Annotated in this window: 14 protein-coding genes; 3 read left to right on the forward strand and 11 right to left on the reverse strand. The window is 43.0% G+C overall.

Annotated features, from left to right (window positions below):
• Positions 1–21: 21 nt before the first annotated feature.
• The 6 genes from ACIFO6_RS00120 to ACIFO6_RS00145 all read right to left on the reverse strand — a co-directional run bounded on the left by ACIFO6_RS00120 (position 22) and on the right by ACIFO6_RS00145 (position 8,324).
• Positions 22–240 carry a type II toxin-antitoxin system RelE/ParE family toxin gene (locus ACIFO6_RS00120; protein ID WP_430036640.1) on the reverse strand — a complete coding sequence of 73 codons (219 nt, stop codon included), beginning with the start codon at positions 238–240 and terminating at the stop codon, positions 22–24.
• Between the two features lie 47 nt (positions 241–287).
• Positions 288–650, reverse strand: coding sequence for an AbrB/MazE/SpoVT family DNA-binding domain-containing protein (locus tag ACIFO6_RS00125; RefSeq protein ID WP_430036642.1), 363 nt, complete (start codon positions 648–650; stop codon positions 288–290).
• A 115-nt stretch (positions 651–765) separates the two neighbouring features.
• Positions 766–1,722 carry a polysaccharide deacetylase family protein gene (locus ACIFO6_RS00130; protein WP_430036645.1) on the reverse strand — a complete coding sequence of 319 codons (957 nt, stop codon included), beginning with the start codon at positions 1,720–1,722 and terminating at the stop codon, positions 766–768.
• A gap of 308 nt (positions 1,723–2,030) precedes the next feature.
• Entirely contained in the window at positions 2,031–3,986 is a 1,956-nt protein-coding gene (locus ACIFO6_RS00135) for an acyltransferase family protein (RefSeq protein ID WP_430036648.1), read from the reverse strand.
• A gap of 273 nt (positions 3,987–4,259) precedes the next feature.
• Positions 4,260–5,609 carry a sodium-dependent transporter gene (locus ACIFO6_RS00140; protein ID WP_430036651.1) on the reverse strand — a complete coding sequence of 450 codons (1,350 nt, stop codon included), beginning with the start codon at positions 5,607–5,609 and terminating at the stop codon, positions 4,260–4,262.
• 162 nt (positions 5,610–5,771) lie between these two features.
• Complete coding sequence (locus tag ACIFO6_RS00145; RefSeq protein ID WP_430036654.1) at positions 5,772–8,324, reverse strand: DUF2339 domain-containing protein; 2,553 nt, start codon at positions 8,322–8,324, stop codon at positions 5,772–5,774.
• A gap of 135 nt (positions 8,325–8,459) precedes the next feature.
• Between ACIFO6_RS00145 and ACIFO6_RS00150 the strand changes: the two genes are divergently transcribed.
• A complete protein-coding gene (locus tag ACIFO6_RS00150; protein ID WP_430036657.1) occupies positions 8,460–8,630 on the forward strand; it encodes a hypothetical protein in 171 nt (56 codons plus the stop codon).
• A gap of 52 nt (positions 8,631–8,682) precedes the next feature.
• On the opposite strand, the gene ACIFO6_RS00155 is transcribed toward ACIFO6_RS00150, so the two are convergent.
• Both ACIFO6_RS00155 and ACIFO6_RS00160 read right to left on the reverse strand, forming a co-directional pair.
• A complete protein-coding gene (locus tag ACIFO6_RS00155) occupies positions 8,683–9,573 on the reverse strand; it encodes a copper amine oxidase N-terminal domain-containing protein (protein WP_430036660.1) in 891 nt (296 codons plus the stop codon).
• Positions 9,574–9,715: 142 nt separating this feature from the next.
• Entirely contained in the window at positions 9,716–10,597 is an 882-nt protein-coding gene (locus ACIFO6_RS00160; protein ID WP_430036663.1) for a copper amine oxidase N-terminal domain-containing protein, read from the reverse strand.
• 230 nt (positions 10,598–10,827) lie between these two features.
• Here ACIFO6_RS00160 and ACIFO6_RS00165 point away from each other — a divergent pair, with 230 nt between their 5' ends.
• Both ACIFO6_RS00165 and ACIFO6_RS00170 read left to right on the forward strand, forming a co-directional pair.
• Positions 10,828–10,956, forward strand: a complete 129-nt coding sequence (locus ACIFO6_RS00165) for a hypothetical protein (protein WP_430036666.1) — start codon at positions 10,828–10,830, stop codon at positions 10,954–10,956.
• Positions 10,957–10,958: 2 nt separating this feature from the next.
• Positions 10,959–11,270, forward strand: coding sequence for a hypothetical protein (locus ACIFO6_RS00170; protein WP_430036669.1), 312 nt, complete (start codon positions 10,959–10,961; stop codon positions 11,268–11,270).
• A gap of 14 nt (positions 11,271–11,284) precedes the next feature.
• On the opposite strand, the gene ACIFO6_RS00175 is transcribed toward ACIFO6_RS00170, so the two are convergent.
• From ACIFO6_RS00175 to ACIFO6_RS00185, 3 genes are all read right to left on the reverse strand, one after another.
• Positions 11,285–11,452: a hypothetical protein gene (locus ACIFO6_RS00175; protein WP_354450402.1), complete on the reverse strand. Its 168-nt coding sequence runs from the start codon at positions 11,450–11,452 to the stop codon at positions 11,285–11,287.
• Positions 11,453–11,474: 22 nt separating this feature from the next.
• Complete coding sequence (locus tag ACIFO6_RS00180; protein WP_330708233.1) at positions 11,475–11,849, reverse strand: hypothetical protein; 375 nt, start codon at positions 11,847–11,849, stop codon at positions 11,475–11,477.
• An 898-nt stretch (positions 11,850–12,747) separates the two neighbouring features.
• Entirely contained in the window at positions 12,748–13,185 is a 438-nt protein-coding gene (locus tag ACIFO6_RS00185) for a hypothetical protein (RefSeq protein WP_430036672.1), read from the reverse strand.
• Between the last annotated feature and the right edge of the window lie 176 nt (positions 13,186–13,361).

The following is a 13,361-nucleotide window of genomic DNA, read 5'->3' on the forward strand; positions in this document are numbered from 1 at the left end:
TTTCTTTGAAATCTAAAGTTTTCAGCTTTTCAAGTAACGCTTGAGTTCTTCATAGAAATTTTCTCTGGAACCGGCCAATATGACTACAATGAGTTCGCCTTCCTCATTTTCTTCTAGCCGATATGCAATTTCATAATTGGTACCTTTATAAAATACATTGTAGCCAAGAGTTCCGCTTAGATCACCTGTTTTGTGCTCTCCAATGGAGGGATCAAGTCGTATGGCTGTAATAGCGTCCAAGTAGGCTGACTTTAACGGTCTTTCAGAAAGCTTTTTAAAATATCGTTTTATAGTTCATCCGCATCATCATCGCCAGATTTAAAATTACGGGCAGCCTCTCCGGATTCAGCAATTAATGACTTTACAGCCCCGTGAAGCTCAGCCTGTCTTTCACGGAATTTTTGAAGCAGTTCCTGATCCTTGTACCCTTCCTGAATGAGATCAGCTAAGATAAGATCAGAAAAATTGTCATTCGCAGTATTTTCACGTACAGGACGAATAATGATGTTATTTCCTTTGATCCCGAATTCCACTTCATCCTTAATTCCAGCCTGTTCATACAGTTTTTGAGGTATTGTGACTTGGCGTTTTTGCGAGACACGCGCACGTTTCCATTCCACTCGTTCCACCGCCTCATTAGCTATTACCATAGTATACTCCCCCTTTTCCAACCATTCTATTCCGAGAAACAAATTTTCTTTGTTTCTTTACTTCTATACTTATAGTATAGGTAGTTTTCGAAAAGGAAGCAACCTAAACATATATTCACTTCATAATCTTAAATTCATATCCCTGTTTTTTTAAATATTCTATGATGACCGGTAAAGCCTTTGCAGTTTCTTCCTTGCCATAGGTATCATGCATTAGGATCACGGCTTTTTCTCGCCCCTTTACAGACTTCATAAATTGGTTTATGAGTCCGGCCGCTTTCTTGTGTCGTCCCTCTGCATCTTTAGTTAATACATTCCAATCCACTTGGTGGTAATCCTTTTTCAGTAACGCTGCATCTAATGAGGCCATACCCTTTGGATCTTTTTTCTTCCACGTCATGTGGCCTCCCGGAAATCGGATCATTCTTGTCGAGAAGTCCGGTCCCAGAATGCTTTTTAATACCTGATTGTTCTTTTCAATATCCTTCATAACGTTGTCCGTACTTACAGCCTTGTGGGGATATAGATACTTATAGTTATGTGAATACGTATGGTTTCCTATAGCGTGACCTTCTGCAACAATCCTTTTGATGATATTCTTCGTATGTTCATTTTCACCGGCTTCCTTTCCTACGACAAAAAAGGTTGCCTTTACCTTCTGTTTTTTAAGAATATCCAATATTTGAGGTGTCACCGTCACGGATGGCCCATCATCAAAAGATAAATAAGCTACTTTTTTACCGTCGGCTCCATCAGGCTTCTGCCCCAGCATTTGTTGGTTTAAATATTTCTCAACAAAGGCACCATCTTCAACTCCGGCATCGTCTTTTTGTGAAGCAACTTTACCATTCGATTCGACATTGGCTTTACCTTTTAATTTGTCATTGGATACGGCATCTGTTTGGTTAACTTGCTCCAGTGTTTGGGCTGGTGGTTTGCTATCTGAAACCTTTAGCACAATGAGCGTAACACAGCCGATCACGAATAATAAAATAGCAATGAATATGAGTCTTCTTTTGTTCCTCTTCAAGCGATGCTCTCTTGTCCTACTATATGTGTAATCCTTTTCCATTAGCTTATGTACCCCCACCAACATAATATTTCCCGAAATTAGGCATATTCGTAACCTTACCATAAATAAGTAGAATGAAAATTGAAAAATTGTAGCCAAATAAGCAAATAATTGTTACCCTTTGGGCTTCAAAAACAACATTGGTCATTGAAGAAAGAGAGCACAAGCCTGAACAGCTTAATAAAATAAAAAGTAGCCGTGATGTTGCGCATCACAGCTACCTAACAATGGAAGGTGGGCAACCACGGTAAGAGTTCCATCTAAACAGCCGATCAGGGGCTAACGTATTCCCGATAGATTATTGCTATTTAAGATGGCTTTGTCAAAACCTGAGCCAACAAAGATGCATAGGCTTTGGCGCCTTTGGGCTTCAAATGAACTCCGTCGGGTTCAAAATACGAGTTTTGGCCAGAGCTGGCTCCGTACCAGTCGATCATCGTAATCCGTTCATCCTGAGCTGCCGCTTCGGCAAGATGCCTGTTCACGATGCTCTCCCACGGACGTGGGACACGAGTATTCACGAGGATAATACGCTTCGCATCCTTCAGACTGGCGAGCAAATCGGTCAATTGGCCCTTGGTAAAGGAACCGTTTGTGCCCAGCTCAATAATGACTGTCTTCCCCAGCTGTCCGTTCTGTTTCAACTGCTCCAGTACGGCAGGCGCTTCTGCCATCTGCCGACCGATCCGTCCGTCTACCACCGCGTCTGGAAAAGCTTGCTGAATGTATGCCTGCACATCCAGCATGACAGAATCGCCAATTGCGGTCACACCTGCGCCAACATCTGCACCAGGCGCTGCCTGTTGCTGTTGGGTGGAAGTATCCGACTGAGCCTTAACCCCTTCCGCAGTGTCAGCCTTAGTCTCCGCATTCTTTGGCGCTTGGGTTTGAGCCTGGATCTTAGCTGCGTCCTGCACCTTGCTGCCCCCGGATACTTGTGGCTTGGCTTTTTGCTCCTTTGAAGCCACGGACACAGTTCCGTGAAGCGGCGGCATTGTCTTCCCGCTTAGAATCTCATCGTTCGCCGCTGCCTGCGTGATTGCGCCAGTAGACGTCACGTAGAGGTGAATGGTGCCCGCAAAAACTCCCATAAAAAGCACAGATGCTGCGGTTGCAGGCATCCATCTCCAGCGTGCCTGTCTGCGGACCGCTGTACGGATGCCCGCGATCCAGTGGCGAAATCCTCCGTGCCGGATCGGCTCCTCGATATATTTATATGAGAGAGACGCAAGTAATATGGTTGCTAACAATTGTAAAATGATTCGCAGCACATGCACCCCGTCGGTATCCACCTGCGGTGTTGTCAGGGTGATAACCGGAACATGCCACAGGTATAGCCCGTAGGAACGTGCGCCAATCCAGCGCAGCGGCTTGAGTCCAAGCAGCTTTCCGAGATGGCTCACCGGATGTGCTAACGCAGCGACCACAATAGCAGTAACCAAAGCTATGCCCAGCAAGCCCCCACGATACAAAGACGGGTCATATTCATTCGAGGCCCATGCCCAGTGACACAGCAGCAGCAAGCTTACAGCCCCAATACCATCCAGGAACAAGCGCGCCTTGGCAGACGCTTGCCCCTTCAGCTTGCCGCTAGGCCATACCAAAGCCAGCGCCGCACCGATCAGCAGGGCGAATCCGCGTGTATCCGTGCCATAATACACCCGGCTGGGATCAGCTCCGGGCACATAAATGACTGCCATCAGCAGCGCCGAGATCAACGCCAGGCAAGTTACCCAGCCTGCGAGCACAATACGCTTGGGCATGTATTTCAGCCCAAGCGCCAGCATTAACGGCCACAGGATATAGAATTGTTCCTCCACCGCCAGCGACCACAGATGTCCGAGCGGCGAAGGTGGTCCAAAGCTTTCAAAATACGATACCTGATGAAAAATAAACCACCAGTTACTCATATATACCAATGCAGCAGGTACATCTCCGCGCAAGGCCGTGAGCCGTGACGGATCGAAAAGCAACGAGCACAGGACAATGACGGCTACAACCGTCAGCATGGCAGGCAGCAGCCTTCTGGCCCGACGCAACCAGAAATCTTTCATTTTAAAACTATGATATGTATCCCACTGACTTACTAGAATATCCGTGATTAAATACCCCGATAACGTAAAAAAAACGCCTACACCCAACAAGCCTCCTGGCAACCAATCCGGATTCAGATGATACACAATGACTGCGATAACCGCCAGCGCTCTTAACCCATCCAGCCCCGGCATATAACGACGTTGTGATGGCAACGGATTAGACTTCATTTCAGCCGCCATCCTTCATGCAAATTCAAGCTCCCTGTCTGTTTCAATGCTCTTCTGCCCTTTCCCTCTCCTGCACATCGTTTTGGTGCGATGCCCTGTATCCTTTTCGTTCATTATATAAAACTTCATATTCGTAATCATTTCAATGAAGTTAAAATTAATGACAATGTTTTTATTATATCACTCCTTTCCACAGTTAAGTAACCACTGATAGATATACAAAAAAAGGCATCTCCTCCCTTGGGAAGAAAATGCCTTTTTGTTGATTTTAGCTTAAAATTTGATGATGCCTGAGGTATGCAGGAATACCAGCAACATCAGGATCGGCGCAACATACCGAAGGGCAAACAGCCAGATTCGGAACCATGCAGGCTTGAGGTTCGCTTGCTCTGCTGCATTTTTCCAATAGTACCCTGCAAAGATAACGACCATCAGGCCACCGAGTGGCAAGAAGATGTTGGATGCCGTGAAATCTACAAAGTCAAAGAATGACTTGCCTCCGACCTTCAGTTCCGGCACCAGCCCCATAGACAATGCCGATGGAACACCCATCAACAGGCACAGGATGGAAATAATGATAACCGAGCGGACACGACTCCAACGGAAACGTTCCATCACATAGGCGACAGACACCTCCAACAGAGATACCATCGAGCCGATGGCTGCAACCGCCAGCAGTACAAAGAACAAACCACCGAAAAAGGAACCGAAAGGCATAGCGGAAAACGCTGCTGGCAATGCGATAAAGACCAAAGACGGCCCTTGAGCCGGGTTAATACCGAAGGAGAAGGTGGTTGGGAAAATGATCATACCTGCGATAAACGCATAGATCAAATCGCCTCCTCCAATGGCCAACGCAGCCGTACCCAGCGATTGGCGGCGATCCACATACGCACCATACGTTACCATGATTCCCATACCCAGAGATAGTGAGAAAAAGGCATGTCCCAAAGCAACCAATGCTGATTCTATAGTGAGCTTAGAAAAATCAGGGTTCAAAAAGAAAGCTACACCTGCGCCAGAACCTGGCAGCAACAGAGCATTCACCATCAAGACCAGCAATAGAATGACTTTGGCAGGAATGAGGATTTTATTGAATTTTTCAATCCCGTTGGATACACCCAAAATAACGACAACTGCACAAATGGCAAAAACAATCAACAGCCATGCTAGTGGTGCGTAGCCCGAAGAGAATGCGGCGAATTGTCCGGCAAAATCGTTATTGGAAAACAATTTTCCGGTGAATGCCTGTATAGCATAATGGAGCGTCCAGCCCCCTACGATACTGTAGAACGACAAAATGACAAACGGGATAATCACATACATGATGCTTAATTTACCCCAAATCGGATGACCGCCTACTTTGACCATAGCAGAAGCAGCACTACCCCGGCCAGCTCGACCAAGCGCCAGCTCAGCCAGCAATACAGGTAAGCCTACAAGCAGCAGACAGACGATAAACAGCATGAAAAATGCCGCCCCACCATACTGTCCAGTAATATATGGAAATTTCCAAATGTTGCCGAGACCTGCCGCACTCCCGATCGCTGCCAGTATGAATCCCGCTGATGAGAAGCGTTCATTTTTATCGTTCAGGCTGTTCTGTCCCTTGCTCAAACTCATTGTATCCCCCTCATTCTCTCTACTTCCGCATAAACATAAGCATGCGTACATAAATAATTTTCACTCATTATAGCGTAAGTAGGATGTAAGATCATACAATATTTTTCACTATTATCGAATTTATTTTCATATTGTCGGATATCTATATAATCCTACAAAAAACTACATTTTTCCTTCAACATCCTTCATTATAATGGCCTCTCCCATGCGATTCGATACTTTTTGATAAATATACGAAATCGCCAATAATACCACACCAAAAGAGAAGTAAGCTATGATGGTGCTTCCCGTCGTTAACAGATGCAGGTCATACAGCAGCAGCTTACCTGTCGATAACAAAGTTAGTCCCAGACCAAATCTGCGAATGTAGACCACCCGTTTACGGAAACCATAGGCAATATACAAAATAGCCAGCAACAGATATACCAAGCTGAATACAAGCCCGGCATCTGCCAGACGGAACTGAACCCCAAGGAATGCGGTAATCACACCCAGCAAATATACGCCCATAATAACAGGATACAGCTCCGTGCTTCGATAATGTCGGGTCATCAGTGCGTTCAGGAAATCCTTGCTGCTGAAAAATACCAGGACATTGAAGACAGCCAGCAGCACCAGCGCCACATAATCGGCAGCCGTATTTTGCGCATAATTGTCATGCAAGGTTGGAATGGCCACGGTAACCAGCAGCCCCAACGCATAGCCGATGACATACAGCGCCAAGCTGTAGTATTTAATCACTTGATCATACAGCAGCTTCACTTTAGGCAAGGAGTAAGCCAAAACCAGCGATACACAGGTGTACAGCAGCGCTTTGTAAAAGGAATAGTGTGTGAATCCTTCGGGTACGATGATGTTATACCAATGCCCGGCTTCATACAGCAAATAACCATACACATTCACCAGCGTCACATATGTAAAACCCTGCATGATACGCATCTCGTACAGACGAATATTTTTGAATGTATCTGGACGGCCGAACTGCATCGCATAAAAGACGGTAACGATCAGCATCCCCAGCGTAATAAGCGTGTATTTAAGCCCAAAATAATCCGTCTCAAATCCCGACAACAGATATATAGGAAGATCGGTGAAAAAGAACGTACCCAGACATAGTAATAAAATGCCCCAGCCCGTTCGCTCCAATTCCTTCAACCGATAACGATTGCCATACAACGTCAGGAGGACGGCCTCGATTAGCCAGCCCATAGATAGCCATTTGACTCCAAACTGGAACGGAATCATCAGAATGGCGAAGGTCAAGGAGGTGGCATAAAATAACACCTTTGTCTGTTTCTCTTCCGGAATAAAGCTGCTAACCCATTGCGCCAAGCCCCCATACACCAGGCAAAACACAAGTGCCAGCAGGCCTTTGTAATCATCCAAGCCCGCATCGTCGAACAGAGAGTACAGAACGGTACAGCTTACGACTGTGTTCAGAGCCAGCAGGGAGAAATCCAGCCAGGACAGCTTTTCTTTTAATCGGAATGGCACCCAGAGCGTCATCCCAAGGTACATTGCAAATGTAATAACTGCATACAGCATGCTTGCAGTCGTGCTATTCGACAACCACACCAGTACAATCATCAGGGGTGTATTCAGCAGAAAGCTGATATATTGCACGACGACCCAGCGTTTGCGGAAGGATACGAGCAGAATCAGCAGGTTCAGCAGAAACAGGTAGCCCATGGCGATGTAAACCGCGTTCCCTTGCAGCCCGTTCGCCGCCATATAGGAAAACAGCGGGATATATCCCCCTACCAATCCAAAAGAACAAATCGTTCTGGATTCATACCTTAACGACAGCAGCACAGCAGTCACCGTAACCAGCACGGATAGACCCATGCCCGTATACATCCCTATAATCTCCAGTAAGAAGTAGCTGTAAAAAATCGACCCGTACAGCACCGAAATACCGCCGCCCAATATGCCGAGCGCAAAGGTCTGCTTCTGTTTGCGGTACAACCACTCACCGCCGCCCAGCATCAGCGCTCCTAACAGAAAAAAGGCTACGCCCTTCATATTTCCTGTAAACCAGTTGGAATATGAATATTTAAAGGCAGCTCCTACGCCTAAAATAATGAGCAAAATCCCCAGCTTGTTGATCCAGTTCAAGCCCAGCTTCATTTCGAACTGATTCTGCTTCATGCGCTTCTGCATCGTTTCTTCGCTGATTTCTTCTTCTTGAAGCAGATCCAGCCCGTTCGCCGTATGATGAAGCAGATTTTGCTCAGCCTCTTGGAAGCGTCGGCGCTGCTCCATGATCCGCTCACGGATCTCCTCCGAGAACTGCCGCAATCTAGCGACGATCTCCTCCTGATCCTCTTTAAGCTCATGAGTGCTTTGCTGAATAAGCTGGTCTACACGATTTTGGGCCCCGTGCTCAAAGGCAGTCAATCGGTTCGTCCCTTCTGCTGTTCTGGATGCAAAATAGGTTTCCAGCTTTTCACGCGAGATGCGGATCATGTTGGCCTTCTCGCTCAGCATTTGCTCCGTCAGCGCCGTGCGCAGCTTTCCATTTTCCTGCTCGATATGTTGTACCCGCTCTTCCAGACGAAGGCAGCGAGCCTGAACATCCTCAAATTTCTTCCGCAGCACCTCATTCTCCAGAATGACATCCGAGGCTTCGTAGTCCGCAATTAACGTCTGGTATTCCTTAAGCAGCTTGCTCTGCTCTTGGCGGATCGTATGTAAACGATCTTTCAAATCCTTCATATTTCCCTCCATCACTGCCCAGTTTGGTAATCATTACATTTTACATGAAATTAAAAAGGCATTATAGAGACTATAGCCCATTTTGAGCTTGGCTAAGGCCTATGCCCCCCTTCGCAAAAACGAAACCCGGATGATATGTTTATCGGGGAAGACTACACGAAAAAAACGGCAACGGGCTTGAAGGAGTTGGAGACGAATCCAGTATGGAAGGGCCTAAAGGCTGTCCGCAACAAGCATATGCACGTCGTGGGTACAGAAATTGTAGGTTCACTCCTTACTTGTGGCTTTGAAGCCAAGACGAAATAAAAGACGTCCTTGATGCCCAGGACGTCCTTTAAATAGATGGATTCAGTATTAGCTATTGTTTTCTTGCCTCATTAGGAATAGGTTGAATAATATCTACATAGGATTCAGCTTTTACAGTAAAATCTTTCTGTTGACCTTTATCATCTTTGTATATAATCTTGAAATTTCCATTCTCATCATTAAACATCAAGATATCAGTTACCCATTCGACGTAATTATAGCTAGGTCTCTTTCCAGCACTTGATGCAATATATTCCATACCCGTGGATACAGTAAACTGCCAGACTGCCTTGGCCACCCCATCTTTAACTTCAACTACCGTATTACCAACATTGTTTCCATACATGTATTTGGAAGAATCCCCTCTTGGAAAAATGTAAGTATATTCTTTATTAGCCCCCGGTTTTTCTAAAGAAGAAAGCGATTTGAAGGAGAATTGAACCGGCAACGATATAGCAGCCTGACGGGCTGCTTGTAAATCTTCTGCCTGTAAGCTCTCTTGGTCTACCTTATAATTACCATCTTGAATAAATAAAATAGACCGAAGCTTCTCATAGTTTGCCTTGTAACCAAAGTTCTCCGAAATAAAACGAATAGGCACCAATATCCTTCCCTGAGTCACTTGAACTGGCACATCAACTTGAACTGCTTTGTTATTTTTAAATGCTTCTTTTTTGCTGGCTATCAACTTAATTTGATCTGTGCCTTTAGTGATGAGAGCAGATTGACTTTTACTATCCCATTGATAGGTTACCCCAAGTGAAGAGAGCGTCCGTATGGGAACCAGCACACGCCCATCCTCAATGATAGGTGAAACATCGGTTGCTATAAACTTTCCATTCACATTCACCGCGTTAACGGATACAGGATTAGCAGCATCAGCAACCGCCCAGGATTGAAATGTAAGTACGAAGAAAAACACAAGCACAATAACCTTTTTCAAGATAAATTACCTCCTTTTTCAATAAGTGCTCTTACATAAGACGTATGAATTATCCGAAAGTTTCTAGTCCAATACGGCCCATCAGTATGCAAAACAAAGGACGTCTCTTATTACTCAGGACGTCCAAAATGAATTGAATAATCTATTTAATTTGATCTTTCCTTACTTCGCCGGAAATAGGTACAATAATATCCTGTATTCCCGTAACCTTAGCGGGTAAAGCTTGAGTTATCGGCTTCTCAGTTCCCACTTTGCCATAAGTAACACTACGATCCACACGTTCTTGTAAAAAATAATACTGTGTTTTGTCTACCGGTGGTCTTTTCCCTTTTTCTTTCGTATACTTCCCTGTGTCTTTTTCTACGCCTTCCCAAACTAAATGCTTAACATCATCTTTAATTTCGTAATAAGTAAGTAAGTTTCCAACAACATAATAATATCTCAATGCCTCCCCTTCAGGGAAAATAAACTGGTAATAAATAGACTCTTCGGTATTATCAAGCGTATTTTCATCATTAGAAGGAAGGCCTACAGCAATTTTACGTGCCGTCACCAAATCTGTACCCTGATATAGCTTCTTATATTTTTCTATTTGGTCAGCACTCCGGATAATGACAGTATTTTCGTCCGCTTTCCACTCCACCTCTGCTTTAAAAGCTTCGCTGATAAAACGCAAAGGCACAACAACCCGATTCTTGTTCAATTGGGCAGGCACATCCAAAGTAAGTGTTTTTTCTCCATAAGCAGCTTCTTTTTGACCGATCGTAAGTACAAGTTTTTCTTTCACCCCAGGAGCATTGACAGTCACCGTCTTATGGCCAGCATTCCAGACTAAATTGAGTTTTAGCGGCTTCAAAGAAGCTAAAGAAACCATAGTTCTCCCTGCGACAGAAACGGGTGGAGCATCTGAATTAACGACCTCACTATTGATAACTAATTGAATCGACGGTGCAGCAGAAAGCGGAATAGCAAATGTTAAGAGCATGCTTAAAGTAAGCATAGATGAAAGAAAGATTTTTTTCATACCTAACTAACCTCCAATAATTTGTAATTACACTAAATTATAAACGTTTCAAACAAGAAAAAGTTTTGTTTTTTCAAAAAAAAAAACATATTGCGTAACGTTACGTTATATAATATAACAAAAACACGGTAAGCGTTTGTTGCAGAATGATTAATGAGTGCCGGGAAGCACCCCATTCTGTTCCCCTCCAAACTCCTTAACCAACTATAATTTTTAGGAGGAACATTGTCATGGCAAATTTTGAATATGCTAAATTCGCTAAAATTCACCCTACTACAGGAAGATACAACAATACAGGTTTCCAGGCCCGCATAACTTTACCTTCGTCCAAATCACTTCCACAAGGGGGAACTCACTAACAATGGATTTTCTTTCTCTCAATGAAAGCTTTTCTCCACTACATGAATTACCACCTTCTCCGTTATTGCTGCATGTGCATGAAATCCTTAACTCCGAGGATGCCGACACCAAGACTGCTATGAATATTGTTGACCAACCGGATTTTTTTAGTTTACTTCTAGTAACAACCAATGCAAAAGAAAATTATTGGAATGCACACCTTTTTTATATGGACCAGGTAGAGAGAAATAATAAGCAGTATCGTTACCATACCTTCTCCATCACCGAGAGCCTACACCTACATAACTGCCTGTCCGAACTCTTCAAAGGATAATAAAAAGGCAGGACTCAATTAGAGTCCTGCTTTGCCTCTTTCATTCTTTGGTATTCTTCTTCAATAATTCTAGTTAATAGCTCTGTAGCGGTAATTCCCAATTTTTTAGCCGTCTCTGCTAATTCCTTTTTGATATATGCAGGAACATCATAGTGAAATTTTACTTTATTTCCATAAGCCAATGGTTAGCCCTCCTTATTTAATTCAGTCATTATTCATCACTTCCTGATACTTCTGATCAATGAGACGAATTAACAATTGAGTAGCTGAGGTATCCTGTAGATCAGCACACTCAATGAGCTTTTCTTTTACCTCTGGAGCAAACTCATAGGGCAATTTGAGTTTAGGCTCGGACATCCTCCCCCCCATGCTTTTTTCAACTTGAATCGCTTTGTTTATCATCAGTTCGAGAGAATCCTTTTCTGCGTCATTAAACTCAGTATATTTTAAAAGAACTCTGGATAGGTAGGATTTTAAAGCCTTCTGATTATCCTGATTTAAGGCAATGGTTAAAGTATCATCTTGTATGTCCAACTCACAATCAAAGTTGTTTCCAAACAAATTGATATTATATTTCACGATTACACTCCTTTATCAAACATTAAATTTTTGTTACTTATAATATACTTTGTTTCGTTATATTACGCAATATTTTTTAATAAAAATATACCATAACAATTGGCATTTTCATAGTATGTTGCCATCTATTTTCGTTTAAGGCATTCATCATTTCATAAGACTATAGCCCATTTTGAGCTTGGCTAAGGACTATCCCCCCCTTCGCAAAAACGAAAGCTGGATGATATGTTTGTCGGGGAAGACTACACGAAAAAAACGGCAACGGGCTTGAAGGAGCTGGAGACGAATCCAGTATGGAAGGGCCTAAAGGATGTTATGGTAATTTTATTATATTAATGGTATATTATGTACATATGATTTATAAGGAGGACTTTATGAAAATACAAAAAAATACATTCTAAGTTCCATAATACTTCTAGTAGTAATAGTCGTTGCAGGAGCCATTTTTACATCTAAAACGACTATATCTTTTAAAGAAGCAGCTTTGGGACAAGTAAATTTAGGTGACATTGACACAATTGAAATTATTAAATCAGATAATAATTCTGCAAACGAAAAAAAATAACTGTGTCAGACCCTAAATCAATTAATCAAATCATAAATGTATTTTCGCAATTACAGCTAAAAAAATTCAATTCAAGTACACCCTCGTCCGACTTGTACTGGATCACTATTAGATCAAAACAAGAAAGGAAACTTGGATTAACCCTATTGGGAGGAAACAATTTAGTAGTCTATCAATACAATTCGGCCGTTCCTAAAAATAGTGTTGTTTCATATGAGATTATTAGCGGGTATAATGAAAAATTAATGCAAAGTTTTTTTGAATAATTTAGGTTGTATGAAAAGATAACCACTTGTCTTAGAAAAAGACAAGCAGTTATCTTTTCTATGACTATTAAAGAAGCATCCATCCACCGCTGGTGGAATGCACTCGCGTCACCACACCTTTACCGGTAATGAATCTGATTCCCTGTGTTTCGTATTCAATAAATGGAAATTTAACTTCAATCAAATCATATCTCCCTTGATTGTCCTCCAAAAAATCTTGAAGATATCCCATTTCCCAGTAACCATTAATAACCAAACTTTTAAGAGCTTCTTTTTCACTAGGAATCATACCCACCAGAAGAGAAGCAATGCCTGCTGCCAAACTAGGTGCAGTATATTTAAAAAACATAGCTCCAATTACAGACAGCGAAGTACTTAACGCAGCGGCCAAAGCATTAGTATTCTGCTCTACAAGACCCTTATCATAAACATTTCGTTGTGCTCTTTGCATTTGTCTGACCTGATCCAAATTCAAAACGATATTAGCAGTGTATTCTTTTAGCATAGCTTAGCTATCCTTTATCTTAACTATGTGTATTAATCTTAAAAGTTCACTGTGTAAGATAGTTTCTGGAGTACTTTTTCTTCCATTTGCTCACCACCGATGACTAATGTGTAATTGCTGAGCTACTTAAATTCACTTAAATCTTTAATATAAAGCCACGCCTGTTGAATAACCAA

The sequence above is a fragment of the Paenibacillus sp. NRS-1781 genome (assembly GCF_050467745.1).
Classification (GTDB): Bacteria; Bacillota; Bacilli; order Paenibacillales; family Paenibacillaceae; genus Paenibacillus; species Paenibacillus terrae_A.

Coding starts and splice junctions, on each gene's coding strand:
- ACIFO6_RS00125 (WP_430036642.1), bottom strand. CDS start 650: ATGGTAATAGCTAATGAGGCGGTGGAACGAGTGGAATGGAAACGTGCG.
- ACIFO6_RS00130 (WP_430036645.1), bottom strand. CDS start 1,722: ATGGAAAAGGATTACACATATAGTAGGACAAGAGAGCATCGCTTGAAG.
- ACIFO6_RS00135 (WP_430036648.1), bottom strand. CDS start 3,986: ATGAAGTCTAATCCGTTGCCATCACAACGTCGTTATATGCCGGGGCTG.
- ACIFO6_RS00140 (WP_430036651.1), bottom strand. CDS start 5,609: ATGAGTTTGAGCAAGGGACAGAACAGCCTGAACGATAAAAATGAACGC.
- ACIFO6_RS00145 (WP_430036654.1), bottom strand. CDS start 8,324: ATGAAGGATTTGAAAGATCGTTTACATACGATCCGCCAAGAGCAGAGC.
- ACIFO6_RS00150 (WP_430036657.1), top strand. CDS start 8,460: ATGTTTATCGGGGAAGACTACACGAAAAAAACGGCAACGGGCTTGAAG.
- ACIFO6_RS00160 (WP_430036663.1), bottom strand. CDS start 10,597: ATGAAAAAAATCTTTCTTTCATCTATGCTTACTTTAAGCATGCTCTTA.
- ACIFO6_RS00165 (WP_430036666.1), top strand. CDS start 10,828: ATGGCAAATTTTGAATATGCTAAATTCGCTAAAATTCACCCTACTACA.
- ACIFO6_RS00170 (WP_430036669.1), top strand. CDS start 10,959: ATGGATTTTCTTTCTCTCAATGAAAGCTTTTCTCCACTACATGAATTA.
- ACIFO6_RS00185 (WP_430036672.1), bottom strand. CDS start 13,185: ATGCTAAAAGAATACACTGCTAATATCGTTTTGAATTTGGATCAGGTC.